This window comes from Nocardioides sp. CPCC 206347, from assembly GCF_048654605.1.
Classification (GTDB): Bacteria; Actinomycetota; Actinomycetes; order Propionibacteriales; family Nocardioidaceae; genus Nocardioides.
On record NZ_JBMCYZ010000002.1, the window covers coordinates 90,497 to 103,829 of the forward strand.

The 13,333-nt window shown below is 67.1% G+C and carries 11 protein-coding genes; 10 read left to right on the plus strand and 1 reads right to left on the minus strand.

All coding sequences use genetic code 11. The features are described from left to right. Positions 1-7: 7 nt before the first annotated feature. The 8 genes from ACOACQ_RS06550 (at position 8) to ACOACQ_RS06585 (ending at position 7,809) form a co-directional block, all read left to right on the plus strand. Positions 8-1,192 carry an MCE family protein gene (locus ACOACQ_RS06550; RefSeq protein ID WP_420287907.1) on the plus strand — a complete coding sequence of 395 codons (1,185 nt, stop codon included), beginning with the start codon at positions 8-10 and terminating at the stop codon, positions 1,190-1,192. After that, positions 1,189-2,229: an MCE family protein gene (locus ACOACQ_RS06555; protein ID WP_420287908.1), complete on the plus strand. Its 1,041-nt coding sequence runs from the start codon at positions 1,189-1,191 to the stop codon at positions 2,227-2,229. The genes ACOACQ_RS06550 and ACOACQ_RS06555 overlap by 4 nt, the downstream gene beginning before the upstream one ends. Then, complete coding sequence (locus tag ACOACQ_RS06560; protein WP_420287909.1) at positions 2,226-3,215, plus strand: MCE family protein; 990 nt, start codon at positions 2,226-2,228, stop codon at positions 3,213-3,215. The genes ACOACQ_RS06555 and ACOACQ_RS06560 overlap by 4 nt, the downstream gene beginning before the upstream one ends. Next, positions 3,215-4,294 (plus strand): MCE family protein, encoded by a 1,080-nt coding sequence (locus ACOACQ_RS06565; protein WP_420287910.1) that lies wholly within the window; start codon positions 3,215-3,217, stop codon positions 4,292-4,294. Before ACOACQ_RS06560 ends, ACOACQ_RS06565 begins: the two co-directional genes overlap by 1 nt. Then, positions 4,291-5,505, plus strand: coding sequence for an MCE family protein (locus tag ACOACQ_RS06570; protein WP_420287911.1), 1,215 nt, complete (start codon positions 4,291-4,293; stop codon positions 5,503-5,505). Before ACOACQ_RS06565 ends, ACOACQ_RS06570 begins: the two co-directional genes overlap by 4 nt. Next, on the plus strand, positions 5,505-6,830 hold the full coding sequence (locus tag ACOACQ_RS06575; RefSeq protein WP_420287913.1) for an MCE family protein: 1,326 nt from the start codon (positions 5,505-5,507) through the stop codon (positions 6,828-6,830). Before ACOACQ_RS06570 ends, ACOACQ_RS06575 begins: the two co-directional genes overlap by 1 nt. Positions 6,831-6,976: 146 nt before the next feature. Next, positions 6,977-7,333: a hypothetical protein gene (locus ACOACQ_RS06580; protein WP_420287914.1), complete on the plus strand. Its 357-nt coding sequence runs from the start codon at positions 6,977-6,979 to the stop codon at positions 7,331-7,333. Then, positions 7,330-7,809 carry a hypothetical protein gene (locus ACOACQ_RS06585; protein WP_420287915.1) on the plus strand — a complete coding sequence of 160 codons (480 nt, stop codon included), beginning with the start codon at positions 7,330-7,332 and terminating at the stop codon, positions 7,807-7,809. The genes ACOACQ_RS06580 and ACOACQ_RS06585 overlap by 4 nt, the downstream gene beginning before the upstream one ends. Positions 7,810-7,833: 24 nt before the next feature. Here ACOACQ_RS06585 and ACOACQ_RS06590 read toward each other — a convergent pair whose 3' ends face one another. Further along, positions 7,834-10,161 carry an ATP-binding protein gene (locus tag ACOACQ_RS06590; protein WP_420287916.1) on the minus strand — a complete coding sequence of 776 codons (2,328 nt, stop codon included), beginning with the start codon at positions 10,159-10,161 and terminating at the stop codon, positions 7,834-7,836. Between the two features lie 165 nt (positions 10,162-10,326). Between ACOACQ_RS06590 and ACOACQ_RS06595 the strand changes: the two genes are divergently transcribed. Together ACOACQ_RS06595 and ACOACQ_RS06600 are read left to right on the plus strand one after the other, a co-directional pair. Beyond that, complete coding sequence (locus tag ACOACQ_RS06595; protein ID WP_420287917.1) at positions 10,327-11,118, plus strand: helix-turn-helix transcriptional regulator; 792 nt, start codon at positions 10,327-10,329, stop codon at positions 11,116-11,118. Positions 11,119-11,181: 63 nt separating this feature from the next. Further along, the gene (locus ACOACQ_RS06600; RefSeq protein WP_420287918.1) at positions 11,182-13,197 is read left to right on the plus strand and encodes an acetoacetate--CoA ligase; all 2,016 of its coding nucleotides are present in this window, start codon (positions 11,182-11,184) and stop codon (positions 13,195-13,197) included. Positions 13,198-13,333 lie beyond the last annotated feature (136 nt).

Consider the following 13,333-nt stretch of genomic DNA (forward strand, 5'->3'; position numbering starts at 1 on the left):
CCGGACGATGACAACCACGCGCGCCCACGGCTTCGACCGACAGCTGGTGTTCGGCTTCGTCTTCCTTCTCCTGATTGCCGGTCTGATCGTCGGCACGATCGCCAAGTACCGCGGCGCCTTTGAGGACAACGTGCTGGTCACGGTCGAGGCAGATCGCGCAGGCCTCACCTTGGCCAAGGGGGCACCCATCAAGCTCCGAGGTGTCGAGATCGGCACCGTCGGCGAGGTGGACGGCGAAGGTGAGACAGTCAGGATCGAACTCAAGATCGACAGCGACGTCGTCGACCGGGTGCCGGCGGACGTGACGGCGCAGATCGTGCCGCCGACCGCGTTCGGTGCCAAGTATGTCCAGCTCTCTCCGGTCGGCGACGGGACGGGCGACCGGATCCGTGCGGGTGCGGTGATCCCCGCCGACAAGGTGACCGTCGAGGTCAACGAGGCCTTCGAGAACCTCACCAAGGTGCTCGACGTGGCCCGGCCAGCCGAGGTCAACGCGGCCCTGACCGCCGGCGCCGGCGCCCTCGACCAACGGGGCAAGCTGATCGGTGACCTGGTCACCCGGACCGACGCCTACCTGGTGTCCTTCAACGCTGCGCTGCCATCGCTGAGCTCGGACCTTCGCGCTGCCGACGACGTCCTCGACGTGTACGACGCCTCCCGGCCGGATCTGATCGCCACCCTCTCGCGGACAGGCGAGATCTCTGACGCACTGGTGCGCCAACGCGCCTCGCTCGGCGCATTCGAGCGCAGCCTCACCGCCTTCAGCGACCAGTCAGACATCCTGCTCCGAAGCTCGGAAGAGGGCATCTTCACCTCCCTCAGCCTGATCGAGCCGGTCACCCGGACCCTGAAGCGCTACGCGCCCGGACTTCCGTGCCTGGTGCTGGGTCTGGCCGAGGTCAACAAGCCGCTGGAGGCGGCCATCGGGGGGACCAACCCAGGTCTGACCGCCCAGACCCACGTGGTTCCCGGTCGGGAGCCCTACAAGTACGGCGAGAACCTCCCCCTCGTCGGGGAGGACCGAGGGCCCGTCTGCTTCGGCCTGCCGCACGTCACGCCCGAAGAGGCAGCGCAGCCACTGACCGCACTGAAGACCGGAGCGAACCCCTACGTCGGCCCGCAGCCAACGCCCAGCCAGTCGTCGCTCGACACGCTGCTGGGCCTGTTGGCGGGGGGAGTCAACCTGCCATGAGGATGAGCATCCAGCGCCAGCGCCAACGCGCGGACCTGATCAAGTTCAGTGCGTTCCTGTGCCTTGCCGCCGTCGTCACGGTCTGGATCGCCGCGGTGACGGGGGAGTACCGACCGGGTGACCGGGAGACCTACACAGCCGTGTTCGACGATGTCTCCGGGTTGGTGGCGGGCGACGAAGTCAGGATTGCGGGCGTCGATGTCGGCAAGGTCAAGGACATTGACGTCCAGGACGACAACACCGTTCGCGTGAGTTTCGACGTCGGCAATGACCACGACCTGACGACGGCGACCCACGCGACGATCCAGTACCGCAACCTGACCGGCGACCGCGTCGTCCAGCTCACCCAGGACACCGCAAGGTCTGAGGGCCCGGGGCCCGCGTTGCTCGCGAAGGGCGGAATCATCCCGCTTTCGCAGACCGCGTCAGCGCTTGACCTCGACACCCTGCTCAACGGTTTCCGGCCGCTCTTCGCCGGTCTCAGCCCCTCGGAGATCAACAAGTTGTCCGGTCAGGTGGTCCAGGTGCTCCAGGGGCAGCAGTCGGCGGTCGCCGCGCTCGTCGACCACGTTGCATCCGCAACGACCACGATCGGGGGCCGCGAAGAGCTGATTGGCCGGGTGATCCGCAACCTCAACAACGTGGTGGGCGCTGTCGATGAGAGCTCCGGCTCTCTGGGTGAACTGATCGACAGCCTGGAAGCGCTGACGGTCGGTCTCGACGAGCAGGACTCCCAGGTCCTGGACGCCGCTGCGCAGATCGACACGTTTGCCCAGGAGACGGCGCCGCTCCTCGCCGCAGCGCGGGGTGACCTCCGCAACGACCTGGTGGCTCTCGCGGTCGCAAGCCGCGGCATCAACCAGAAGACGGCCACGCTCGAACAGGTCCTCGCTGCGTTGCCCGTTCACTACCGGACGCTGCAGACGACCGCCTCCTACGGCAACTTCTTCAACATCTTCCTGTGTGGTGCCCGCCTCCGAACCGATCTGGGCATCACCCCGTGGATCCAGTCCGAAGCAAAGCGGTGCCAGCGATGAGGAACGACGGTCGCGATCGCCTTGCCATCCGCGGGGTCGTCGGCACCCTGGCCCTGGTTCTGGCCGTGCTCGCCGGACTCAACCTCAACAAGCTGCCGCTGATCGGCAACAACGACGTGATGCACGTGCACTTCGCCGAGGCCGGTGGCCTCAAGAACGGAGACGACGTGCTGATTTCCGGCGCCCAGGTCGGCAAGGTGCGCAGTGTCCGTCTCGACGGCGAGCACGTCGTCGCGGACATCGTGCTGACCGACGCCGACGTCAAGGTTGGTGAGGGGACCGAAGCCAGGATCGTCACGGTGACCCTGCTGGGACGCGCGGCCGTCGAGCTCGAGCCGCGCGGTCCAGGTGACCTCAGCTCTGGCGGGACCATTCCCGTTGACCGCACCTCCTCGCCGTACAACCTGACGAGCACGCTGAACCAGCTGACCGAGACCACTGCGGCCATCGACAAGGCGAAGCTCGCGGATGCACTGGGGGAGACCTCCGCGATGTTGCAGGCAACGGGTTCGGACATCGGCCCGGCTCTGGAGGGCGTCATGGCGCTGTCCTCGGCCGTCGCGGCCAACGACGATGCGCTGACCTCACTGGTCGACAGGGCCGACCGGGTCACCGGAGTGCTGGCCACCCGCGACGAGCAGTTGGCATCGCTCTTCGGTGCAGGCAGGTCCCTGCTCGAGGAGGTGGACGCCCGACAGGACGTCGTCGTCAGCCTGCTGCGGAGCGCGCGGCGGCTCTCCTCCCAGCTGCGACTGACCATGCGTGACACCGACGACGTACTGGGGCCTGCACTCAAGGAGCTCGACAAGGTGGTCGACGTACTCAACAAGAACAAGGACAACCTGCAGGCCACCATCACCGGGCTACGTGGCTACACCACGGGGGTCGGGGAGTCCCTCGCGAGCGGACCCTGGTTCGACATCTACATCCAGAACCTGACCTCGCCCGCGACGCTGGCGCCGATCCTGTCCGGATTGTCGCAGTGATGGGCGGGGTTCGGTCGTGGAGGCCAGGGCGCCGGGTTGTCACCCTGGTCCTCGCAGCTGCGCTGGCCGTCGGTGCCTGGAGCTGGTGGGACGACGACAGCTACACGACGATCACCGCGCGCTTCACCAGCGCCGAGGGACTGAACGTCAATGACGACGTGAAGGTGCTGGGCGTCAGCGTCGGCAAGATCTCTGCCATCGAGAACGAAGGTGACAGTGTCGTCGTGACTCTGGAGGTCGATGGAGACCAGCCGATTCCTGCGGATGCCCGTGCCGCCATCGTCGCGCCCAGCCTGGTCAGCGGCCGGTTCGTCCAGCTCGCGCCGGTGTGGACGACGGGCGAGCGGCTCCGGGACGGGGATGCGATCGGGGTCGAGCGAACGGCCGTCCCCGTCACGTTCGACGACGTGAAGGAGCAGCTGACCGATCTCGCGACCACCCTCGGACCGCAGAACGGTGACAAGGACGGAGCGCTCGCCACCACCATCGTGGCCCTCGAGAGAAGCCTGAAGAGCGGCAACTCTGACCTCCTGCGCAAAGCCATCATCGAGCTTCACGACGCTGCAGCAGCGCTGTCAGACGGCCGGTCGGACTTGTTCAATACGGTCAAGAACCTTGATCGCTTCACCCGCAACCTCGCGGTCAACGATGCGGCAGTCCGCGGCTTCACCGACGAACTCGCTGCGGTGGGCACCGTGCTCGCGGACAATCGCAGCACTCTGCGCCGAGCCCTGCGTGACCTCGCCAACGTCCTCGCGAAGACCGAGAAGTACGCCCAGCGTCACCACACCGGGCTCACGAACACCGTTCGCGACCTCAACCTCCTGATGGCGGCGCTGGCGGACCGTTCCAACGAGCTCGCTGGCGTGTTCCACGTCGCCCCACACGCGCTCATCGGTTTTCACAACACGATCGAGGACAACGGGATCGTGACGAGGGCAAGCACCGCCAACTTCGACAGCATCGGCCAGTTGCTGTGCGGCGCGCTGCTGGGCATCGGCGGGACCAGCCAGCAGTGCCACGACGCGTCTGCCCCGCTGGCCGATCTGCTCGGTCGTGCGCCCGGGGGTGCGCCATGAGGGCGCTCGCAGTCGTGGGGGTCATTGCCGGGGTCCTCTCCTCCAGCTGCGCGATCCAACCCAACGACCACACGCTGCCCGGACAGGCGGCAGTCGGTGACGACGGCTACACCGTCCACGTCCACTTCGACCAGATCGAGAACCTGGTCCCCAACTCGACGGTCCAGAAGGACAACGTGGTGATCGGAACCGTCGGTGAGATCGAGGTCGACGGCTGGGAGGCCGTCGTCGAGCTGCACCTCCTCGATGACGTGCAGCTGCCCGGGGACGCGATGTTCTCGATCGGCCAGAAGACCCTGCTGGGCGCGCAGTACGTCGAGGTCTCGGCCGCGCCCGCCGCAACCGATGCCCGGGTCGACGCCGTACTCCGCCAGGGAGACGTGATCGGCGTCGAACAGACCGGCTCCTACCCCGCTACAGAGCAGGTTCTCGGGGCGGTGGCGCTCCTGCTCAACAACGGTGGGCTCTCGCAGATCAGCACGATCACCGGGGAGCTGTCGACGGCCCTCGAGGGCCGGGTGCCGGACACTCGCAATCTGATCCGCCACACCAACGAACTGCTCGTCGTCCTCGACACCAACCGCAACGAGATCGTCTCCGCACTGGAATCGCTCGATGCTCTCAGCGCCGGTCTGAACGCCGACCAACGAAAGTTCGTCAACGCCGTCAAGAGGATCAGCCCTGGTCTCCGGGTCCTCGAGGAGGAACGGGAGAACCTGGTGAAGGCGGTGACGGACACTGCGCGGGTCAGCAAGCGGGCAGTGCGTGTCGTTCAGGTGAATGAGGCGGCCCTGCTGGCCAACCTCGACTCGCTGGGTCCGATCCTCACCAACCTCGGCCAGGTCAGTGAGTCACTGCCCGAGGCGTTGAAGCTGGGCCTCACCATCCCGTGGCCGGCTATGACCACACGCAACGCCATCAAGGGCGACTACTTGAACCTCTTCACGACGGTCGACCTGCGTACGACGACCCTCGATCACGTCTGGTTGAACGGCGTTTCCCCAGCGCTGCAGGCAGGGAACCCCCTCGCCGATCCGCTCATCATCCCGGACTCCGCCAGCGGTGCTGGACCCGATTCCGGCGGCCGGCTCACCGATCAGCTGGACGATCAGCTGGGCAAGTTGCTGAACCTGCCACGCGGGCAGGGCGACGGTGCCGGCTCCTCCGCCGGAAAGACCAGTTGCCTCCTCTCCTTGCTAGGACTCTGCTGATGCTCCTCACCCGCCTGATCATCTGGCAGTTGCGGATCTTTGCCGCCCTCTCGGCTGTTGCGCTCGGATTGGCATTCGTTGCCTATGCCAAGGTTCCGGCAATGGTGGGTCTCGGCGTGTACGACGTCACGGTCGACTACGCCGATGCGAGCGGGTTGTATCCCAAGGCACTGGTCACCTACCGCGGGGTCAAGGTCGGCACCGTCGTGGGACTTGAGGTCAGCGAGGACGGTGCGGTGGCGACGCTGCGTATCGACAACGACGCCGAAATTCCCGCGGGGTCGAAGGCCGAGTTGCACAGCACCTCTGCCATCGGCGAGCAGTACGTCGATCTCGTTCCGCCGGCCGAGGTCAAGGGGAAGGGCCCGTTCCTCGCCGATGGCGGCGAGATCCCGCGGGACCGTGCGATCGAGATGCCGCAGATCACGCCCGTACTGGAATCCGTCAATCGGCTGTTGGCATCGGTGCCGAAGAAGCAGACGCGCCTCGTGCTGGATCAGGTGGGGGACGGGCTCGGCGGACGGTCTGCGGATCTGGAGGGGATCATCGACTCCTCCGGGCAGCTCCTGGCCGAAGCCCAGCGGCATATCGACACGACGACGTCGCTGATCACCGCCCTGCGCCCCGTGCTCACCACTCAGGGGGAACTGGGGACGAGCACACAGACCTACGCGGCGGCATTGAACGACCTGACGACGGTGCTCGCAGCCAGCGACAGCGCGGATCTGCGCGCCCTGCTCAGGTCTGGTCCGGGCGGTCTGGATGCACTCACGCGAACCATCACCGACGTGCAACCGACCTTGCCGATGTTCCTCACCAACGCGACCACCAACGCCGAGGTGCTCAACGCCTACCTGCCGGGTATCAAGCAGATGCTCGTCGTCTATCCAGCCACCGTCGCCCGCCTCCAGGGCGCGATCAACCCGCGTGCCGGGCTCGGCGATGCCGAGTTCGACCTCCGTGCCGCGTTGAACAATCCACCCAGCTGCAAGGCGGGGTATCTGCCCGTTCGTCAGCGCAGATCGCCCAGCGACACCAGTCGTCGCGATGCTGATCCACTGGCCCACTGCGAGATCCCGGCCGACAGCCCGATTGCCGTCCGCGGTGCCCGCAACCTTCCGTGTCCCGACTCGACACGACGCGGCCCGTTGCCGGCATCGTGCGGCCTGACGTTCCGCCGGGGAGCCTGGCCTGACACGAGCGGCTCCGTGGCCTACGACCTGGCGATCGGGCGGGGCGGCGACAAGAGCGACCTCGACGTCGACGAAGGCAAGGAGGAAGAACTGTGGAAGATCCTGGTACTGGCGCCGCTGTCGGCGGGCTGAGGGAGCGTTTCGCCGCACTCCGGAAACCGTTCTCCTGGCAGTCCGGGCTCGCTTCCCTGGCGGTGGGTGCCCTGCTGATCCTGGGCGGTGAGCGGGGGCTCGACTGGCAGGATCAGCGCCAACGGGTCATCGATGAGAAAGCTGCTGTGGCCGCAGCGACCGTCGAGGTGAGCGGTCTGATCGCCATCAGTGGCGCCACGTCGGACGAGAACCTGGCGAGCCTGCTGGATGGGGCAACCGCCGGTTTCCGCTCGGAGCTCGAGGCCCAGGCCGACGGCCTGCGCAAGGCGCTGAAGGCGAACAAGGTCACCGCGACCGGCGACGTCGTGTCCGCCGGGGTGGTCAAGCTCGACGAAGGCCGGGCAACGGTGATCGTCGCGGCGACCGGGACGGTCACGAACAAGAAGACCGCCGAGGCCGAGCCGCGCAACTACCGGCTCCGGGTCGACCTTCAAGAACAAGGCGACCGATGGCTCGTCGCGGGACTGGAGTTCGTCGCATGAAGAGCATGAACCGTTCCCGACTGATGGTTCTCGCGGTCGTCGTGGCCGCGCTGGCCGCTGTGCTCGTCGCGGGTTGGCAGGCGCATCGGGCTGCCGCGGTGGCTGACGCTCGTGCGGACGCGCTGTCGGCCGCCAAGACCCGCGTTCCGGTTTTGCTGAGTTACGACAACAGCTCTCTCAGCGGTGATCTTGACCGTGCGCTCGACCAGACGACAGGTGCCTTCCGCGACGACTACCGCAAGATCGTCACGGACGTCGTCGAGCCCACGGCCAAGGACCGCGGCATCAGCACCCAGGCGACCGTCAGCGCGGCGGGGGTCGTCTCGGGCGGCAAGGACGAGGTGGTTGTCCTGGTCTTCCTGACGCAGACCACGACCGCCAAGGGCGACCGGTCCTCGGTGTCCGGCAGTCGGGTCGAAGTGACCATGGAGCGCTCGGGTGCCGGCTGGAAGATCGCCGGACTGGAACCAGTCTGAGGACCGGAGTCGGGGTCCCGGCGGTCACCGATCCGGCGATTCCGCCACTTGCTGTTGTGTCACCCAGGTCGCGATCTGTGCGCGGGAATTGAACCCCAGCTTCGCGAAGATGTGATCAACGTGTGCATCGACAGTGCGACGGGAGATGACGAGCTTGGCGGCTACGTCCTTGCTCGACATTCCCTGAGCCACCAGGTTCGCGACCTCGCGCTCGCGAGCCGTCAGCAGGCGGTCTGATTGTCGAGGTTCGACCGAGGAGGTGCGGCGCTCCCGCAGCGCGAAGGTCACCATTTCTTCGGCAGTCAGCTCGCCTCCGCGTGCAAAGGCGGTGGTGAATCCGGAGGTACCCATCGCCAGGCAAGCCATGTCCTGGAAGTGTTCGCGCCGGGCGAGAAGATGCTTCGCGCCGAACAGGGGGACGCCGACGGTCCGCCAGACCTGGTCCGATGCTCCGAGGAGCACGGCTGCCCGCTCGGAGTCGCCGTGCGCGGCGGCGGTCCACCCGAGAGCATCCAGGATGAAGGCCAGGCCCAGGCTGTCCGGGGTGAACCGTTTGAGCTGGAGTGCCTCGCACAAGTCGGCCTCAGCCTGGTCGAGCTCGCCCTGTAGGAGGCGCAAGATCCCCTTCGCCCACATGGCGTAGGACAACAGCCACCGCTCGCCGGCGTGCTTGCACTGCCGGCATGCCTCGTCGACCACTTCAGCTGCGCTGTCCAACTCGCCCGAGAGCAGGTAGGCCATGGCCAGTGCCGGCCGCACACTGTTGGGGTAGTCGGCGGGTACGTCGGTGCCTGCGTATCGGTCGAGCGCTTCGACCAGCACTGGAATGGCTGCGTGCGGGTCGGAGCCCAGTTCCCGGAGACCGCGCATGTGGGTGGCGTAGGCCAGACCCTTGGGGTCGCCCAGCTGGTCCGCAAGGGCCTGGAGCGCGTCGATCAGGGAAGTCGCCGCAGTCTCGTCGCCCTGGAAGAAGGCGATGTCAGCGGCGGTGCCCAGCGCCCAGACCCGTTCGAGGCTTGGCTCCTGGTCCAGGGCCAAAGCCCGGTCGAGCCACAGACGACCTTCGGTCATGAAGCCGAGCGCAGCCCAGAGGAACCAGGGCAGGCCGGCCATCCGCAGCCCGATGCGCACCTCGGCAGGCCGTCCGAGGCAGAACTCCAGCGCAGCGCGTACGTTCGGATGCTCCACGCGGAGCAGGGCCGCCCAGTCCTCCTGTCCCGGTCCGAACCATTCCGCGGAAGCCTTCTCGATGACGTGGCGGTACCAGTCTCGGTGCCTGCGCTGACACTCGGTTTCCGAACCGGACTCCCGCAGTCGGACCTGGCCGTACTCCCGAAGGGTCTCGAGCATGCGGAACCTGACGCGTCCGCCTTGCTCGCCCCGGATCAGGATGGACTTGTCGGTCAGCCCGGCCACCGTGTCGAGCAGGTTCTCCTCGGTGAGCAGCTCGTCCGCGCAGACAGCCTCGAGCGCGTCGAGGCTGAACCCGCCCGTGAAGACGGATGCGCGCGCCCACAGGATCTTCTCCGCGGGAGTGCACAGCTCGTGGCTCCAGTCGATGAGTGCCTGAAGCGTCTGGTGCCGCTCCGGCAGGTTACGACTACCTTCACGAAGCAGGTCGAACCGATTGTCCAGCCGGTGCGCAAGCTCGTCCACCGTGAGGATGCGTAACCGCACCGCCGCCAGTTCGATCGCCAACGGGATCCCCTCCAGGCGCTGGCAGAGCTGGATGACCGCCTGTTCATTGTCAGGGGTGATCTCGAACCCGGGAACCACCGCAGCTGCGCGGGCGGCGAACAGGCTGACGGCCGCGAACTGCGTCGCCGAGCCGGGAGCGAGACGGACGTCCACGTCGGGCACCGGCAGCGTCGGCACCGGGTACATGTGCTCGCCGGCGATCATCAGCGCTTGCCTGCTGGTGGCCAGGACCCGCAGCTTCGGGGCCGCGCGGAGCAGCCGGTCCACGAGGGTTGCGGTCGTCTCGAGCAGGTGCTCGCAATTGTCGAGGACCAGCAACGTGTGCCGGGGGCGCAGGTAGTCGGCGAGGACCGAGGTAGCGCTTGCTGACTGCTCGCGAATTCCCAGGGCATCGTTCAGCGTGTGGGGGAGCAGGTCCGGGTCCTTCAAGTTGGCCAGCTCGACCAGGCAGACCCCGTCCGGGAACGCGCGTCGCAGGTCATGGGCAACCCGCAGCGCTAGGCGGGTCTTTCCGACGCCGCCGACCCCGGTCAGGGTCACGAGCCGATCGGCCGAGAGGAGTTGGCGGACAGCGTGGGCCTCGGACCTACGGCCCACGAAGCTCGTCAGGTCCGCGGGCAGGTTGTCCGGCGGATTCGCCGACCGTGAGGACATGGTCCAGCCAGCCTAGCCCTCGCGGGGCGTGGCTGTGACGCGAAACGGTCGTACGCGAGCGCAGATAGGTAACGGGATACGTCATTCACACCATGCCTCCTGTGGTGGTCGGCGATCAGTCTGTTCAGACCGATCGAACCCCGTCCGTTGCTTGGGAAGGCGCCGATGACCGCGACTGCATCCACCGAGATCGACGTCCTCGACTTCGAGCCCGCCGGGTCCGGGTCGCCCTGGATGCGGGAGGTCGGCGACCTCCAGCTCGCGAACTGGGAAGGTCCGCGCGTGGAGGACGTGTCGTCCCTGGATGACCTTGGGGAGACGCGCCGGGACACCGTGATGGTCGTGGCTGGCTTCCCGTCCGAGGAATGGCCCGCGGAACAGGCAGGCGTGCGCACCTTGACCTTGCCGCGCGCCGTGCTGGTGGCAGCGGGTTGTGACGCGAACATCCCCGCCTGCCTCGTGCTCGAGCAGGACCGGCCGCTCGTTGGTGTCCTGGTCACGGTGCTCGACGAGGTCTGGAGCCGTGTTCCAGCCATGAACGCGTCAGAGGTCGAGGCGACCCGCGGGGTGCTGGTGACGCTGACTGCCGGTGTCATCCGCGCGGAGAGCCGTTCTGCGTCACCTCGATCTGGCTTGTCCGGTCTGCGCGCGAAGATCGAAGACTGGATCAACGACAACCTGCGGAGCGGCCCCATCCACGTCGAGACGCTCGCGGCCGCCCACAACGTGTCGGCGCGAACCGTCCACCGCGCATTCTCGTTGACCGGCGACACCATGACCGCAGTCGTGCGTGCCCGGCGTCTCGCCGCGGTCCGTGAGGACCTGGTGCACACGGACATGACCGTCGCGACGATCGCTCACCGCTGGTCCTACTACGACCCCAGCCACCTTGGCCGGGAGTTCCGCCGGCGCTTCGGGGTCTCGCCGAGCGAGTACCGAGACAGCCACGGCTGTTGATCCCCGATGCTCTCGGCACCCGGGGACGACGCCTTGAAGAAGGGTAGAGATGTGGATTTCCGAATGAAGGGGACCCCGGAGGAGAGCGTGAGCGCAGCCGGCGACATCACGTGGTCACCCTCGGCAGATCGGGTCGCGGGCGCCCGGATCACTGAGTTCATCGACTGGCTTCAGGCCACGGACCGCTACGAGGCCGCCTCCTACCAGTCCCTGTGGGAATGGTCGGTGGCCAGTCAGGAGGAGTTCTGGGCATCCCTGAAGGACTACTTCGGGGTGCAGATGACGGGTGTCGGGCCGGTGCTGGCATCGCATGAGATGCCTCTGGCCGAGTGGTTTCCCGGCAGGCGGCTGAACTACGTCGACACCGTGCTGAGCCACACCACGTCATCCCGTCCGGCGATCATCGACGATTCCGAACCGGGTGGGCCCGGGCCGCGGACGATCTCGTGGACCGAGCTCGGCCGCCAGGTGTCCGCACTCTCGAACTGGCTGCGCGACCGGGGCGTTGGAGAAGGAGACCGTGTGGTCGGGTACCTCCCCAACATCGCCGAGACAGTCATCGCCTTTCTCGCCGCTGCGAGCCTCGGAGCCACCTGGTCGTGCTGTGGGCAGGACTATCAACCGGAGGCGGTGGTCGATCGCCTCGGGCAGTTGGATCCGGTGGTTCTCGTCACGGCTGACGGATACCGCTTCGGCGGACGCGAGGTCGATCGGCTCGAGGCGCTGCCAGCCCTGCAGGCCGGGATGCCGACGCTGCGTGAGGTGCTCGTCGTCGATCGACTGCATCCCGGCTCGGGCGCTCCCGCGGGCACCACGCCTTGGGCAGAGGCGATCGCCGGGGACGGGTTGGCCATGACCCCTGCGCACGTGTCGTTCGACCATCCCCTCTGGGTGCTGTTCTCGTCGGGCACCACTGGAAAGCCGAAGGGGTTCGTCCACGGCCACGGCGGCATCGTGCTCGAGCACCTCAAGGCCTTGGCACTCCATCTGGACCTGGGGCCCTCCGACAAGTACCTCTGGTACACCTCGCCGAGCTGGATGGTCTGGAACTCCCTCGTGAGTGGCCTGCTCGTCGGCGCGACGGTCGTCTGTTACGACGGAAGTCCGTCGTACCCCACCGACGATGCGCTGTGGGCGCTCGCAGCCCGCCACGAGGTCACCGTGCTGGGTACCAGCCCGGCGTATCTGCAAGCCTGCGCCCGAGCGGGCCGATCACCCGGCACTGACCACGATCTGCATCGGCTGAGGACCTTGGGGGCCACCGGCTCCGTGGTCGCTCCCGAGCTGCACTCGTGGGTCGCGGAGCACGTCGGCCGCGATGTGCCGCTCGCCTCGGTGACCGGCGGTACCGATGTGGCCAGCGGCTTCGCGGGCTTCGTACCCACCCTGCCGGTCCGGGCCGGGGAGATCACGGCCGCTCAACTGGGTGTCGCCCTGGACTCATGGGACGCGGACGGCCGGAGCCTGCGCGACGAAGTGGGGGAGCTGGTGGTCACCCAACCGATGCCGTCCATGCCGACCCGGTTCTGGAACGACGGCGACGGCCTTCGCTACCGGGAGGCCTATTTCGAGACCTATCCCGGAGTCTGGCGGCACGGTGACTGGGTCACCATCACCGAGCAGAACACCGTGATCGTCCACGGACGTTCGGACTCCACCCTGAACCGCAACGGGATCCGGATGGGTACCGCCGACATCTACCGCGTCGTCGAAGAACTCCCCGAGGTGACCGAAGCCCTGGTCATCGGCGCGGAGCGGCAGAACGGCGACTACTGGATGCCGCTCTTCGTGACGTTGGCCGACCACTCCGCCCTCGATGACGCGCTCCGCGAGCGCATCGTTGGACGGATCCGCGAGGCGGTGTCGCCCCGGGTCGTGCCGGACGACGTCATCGTCGTGAGAGGGATCCCGCACACCCGAACGGGCAAGAAGCTCGAAGTCCCGGTCAAGCGCATCCTGCAAGGAGACGACGCCTCGGCGGTCGCCGAAGCACGTTCGGTCGACGACCCGTCCCTGCTGGACGCCTTTGTCGACTATGCAGTCGCCCGGGCTGCCACGTCGTCGTCGCAGGACGCGTGACGAATCGTGGCAGCCCCGTACCGGCGCCCGGCGCGCTCAACCTATGTCCGGGAGATCGCACCCTTTTAGCGTCTTTTCTACCGGCGGGAAAGAACGTCTCACCCGCACTTCGGTCAGCAAAACACCCAACCTGGAG

Coding starts and splice junctions, on each gene's coding strand:
- ACOACQ_RS06550 (WP_420287907.1), top strand. CDS start 8: ATGACAACCACGCGCGCCCACGGCTTCGACCGACAGCTGGTGTTCGGC.
- ACOACQ_RS06555 (WP_420287908.1), top strand. CDS start 1,189: ATGAGGATGAGCATCCAGCGCCAGCGCCAACGCGCGGACCTGATCAAG.
- ACOACQ_RS06560 (WP_420287909.1), top strand. CDS start 2,226: ATGAGGAACGACGGTCGCGATCGCCTTGCCATCCGCGGGGTCGTCGGC.
- ACOACQ_RS06565 (WP_420287910.1), top strand. CDS start 3,215: ATGGGCGGGGTTCGGTCGTGGAGGCCAGGGCGCCGGGTTGTCACCCTG.
- ACOACQ_RS06570 (WP_420287911.1), top strand. CDS start 4,291: ATGAGGGCGCTCGCAGTCGTGGGGGTCATTGCCGGGGTCCTCTCCTCC.
- ACOACQ_RS06575 (WP_420287913.1), top strand. CDS start 5,505: ATGCTCCTCACCCGCCTGATCATCTGGCAGTTGCGGATCTTTGCCGCC.
- ACOACQ_RS06585 (WP_420287915.1), top strand. CDS start 7,330: ATGAAGAGCATGAACCGTTCCCGACTGATGGTTCTCGCGGTCGTCGTG.
- ACOACQ_RS06590 (WP_420287916.1), bottom strand. CDS start 10,161: ATGTCCTCACGGTCGGCGAATCCGCCGGACAACCTGCCCGCGGACCTG.
- ACOACQ_RS06595 (WP_420287917.1), top strand. CDS start 10,327: ATGACCGCGACTGCATCCACCGAGATCGACGTCCTCGACTTCGAGCCC.
- ACOACQ_RS06600 (WP_420287918.1), top strand. CDS start 11,182: ATGAAGGGGACCCCGGAGGAGAGCGTGAGCGCAGCCGGCGACATCACG.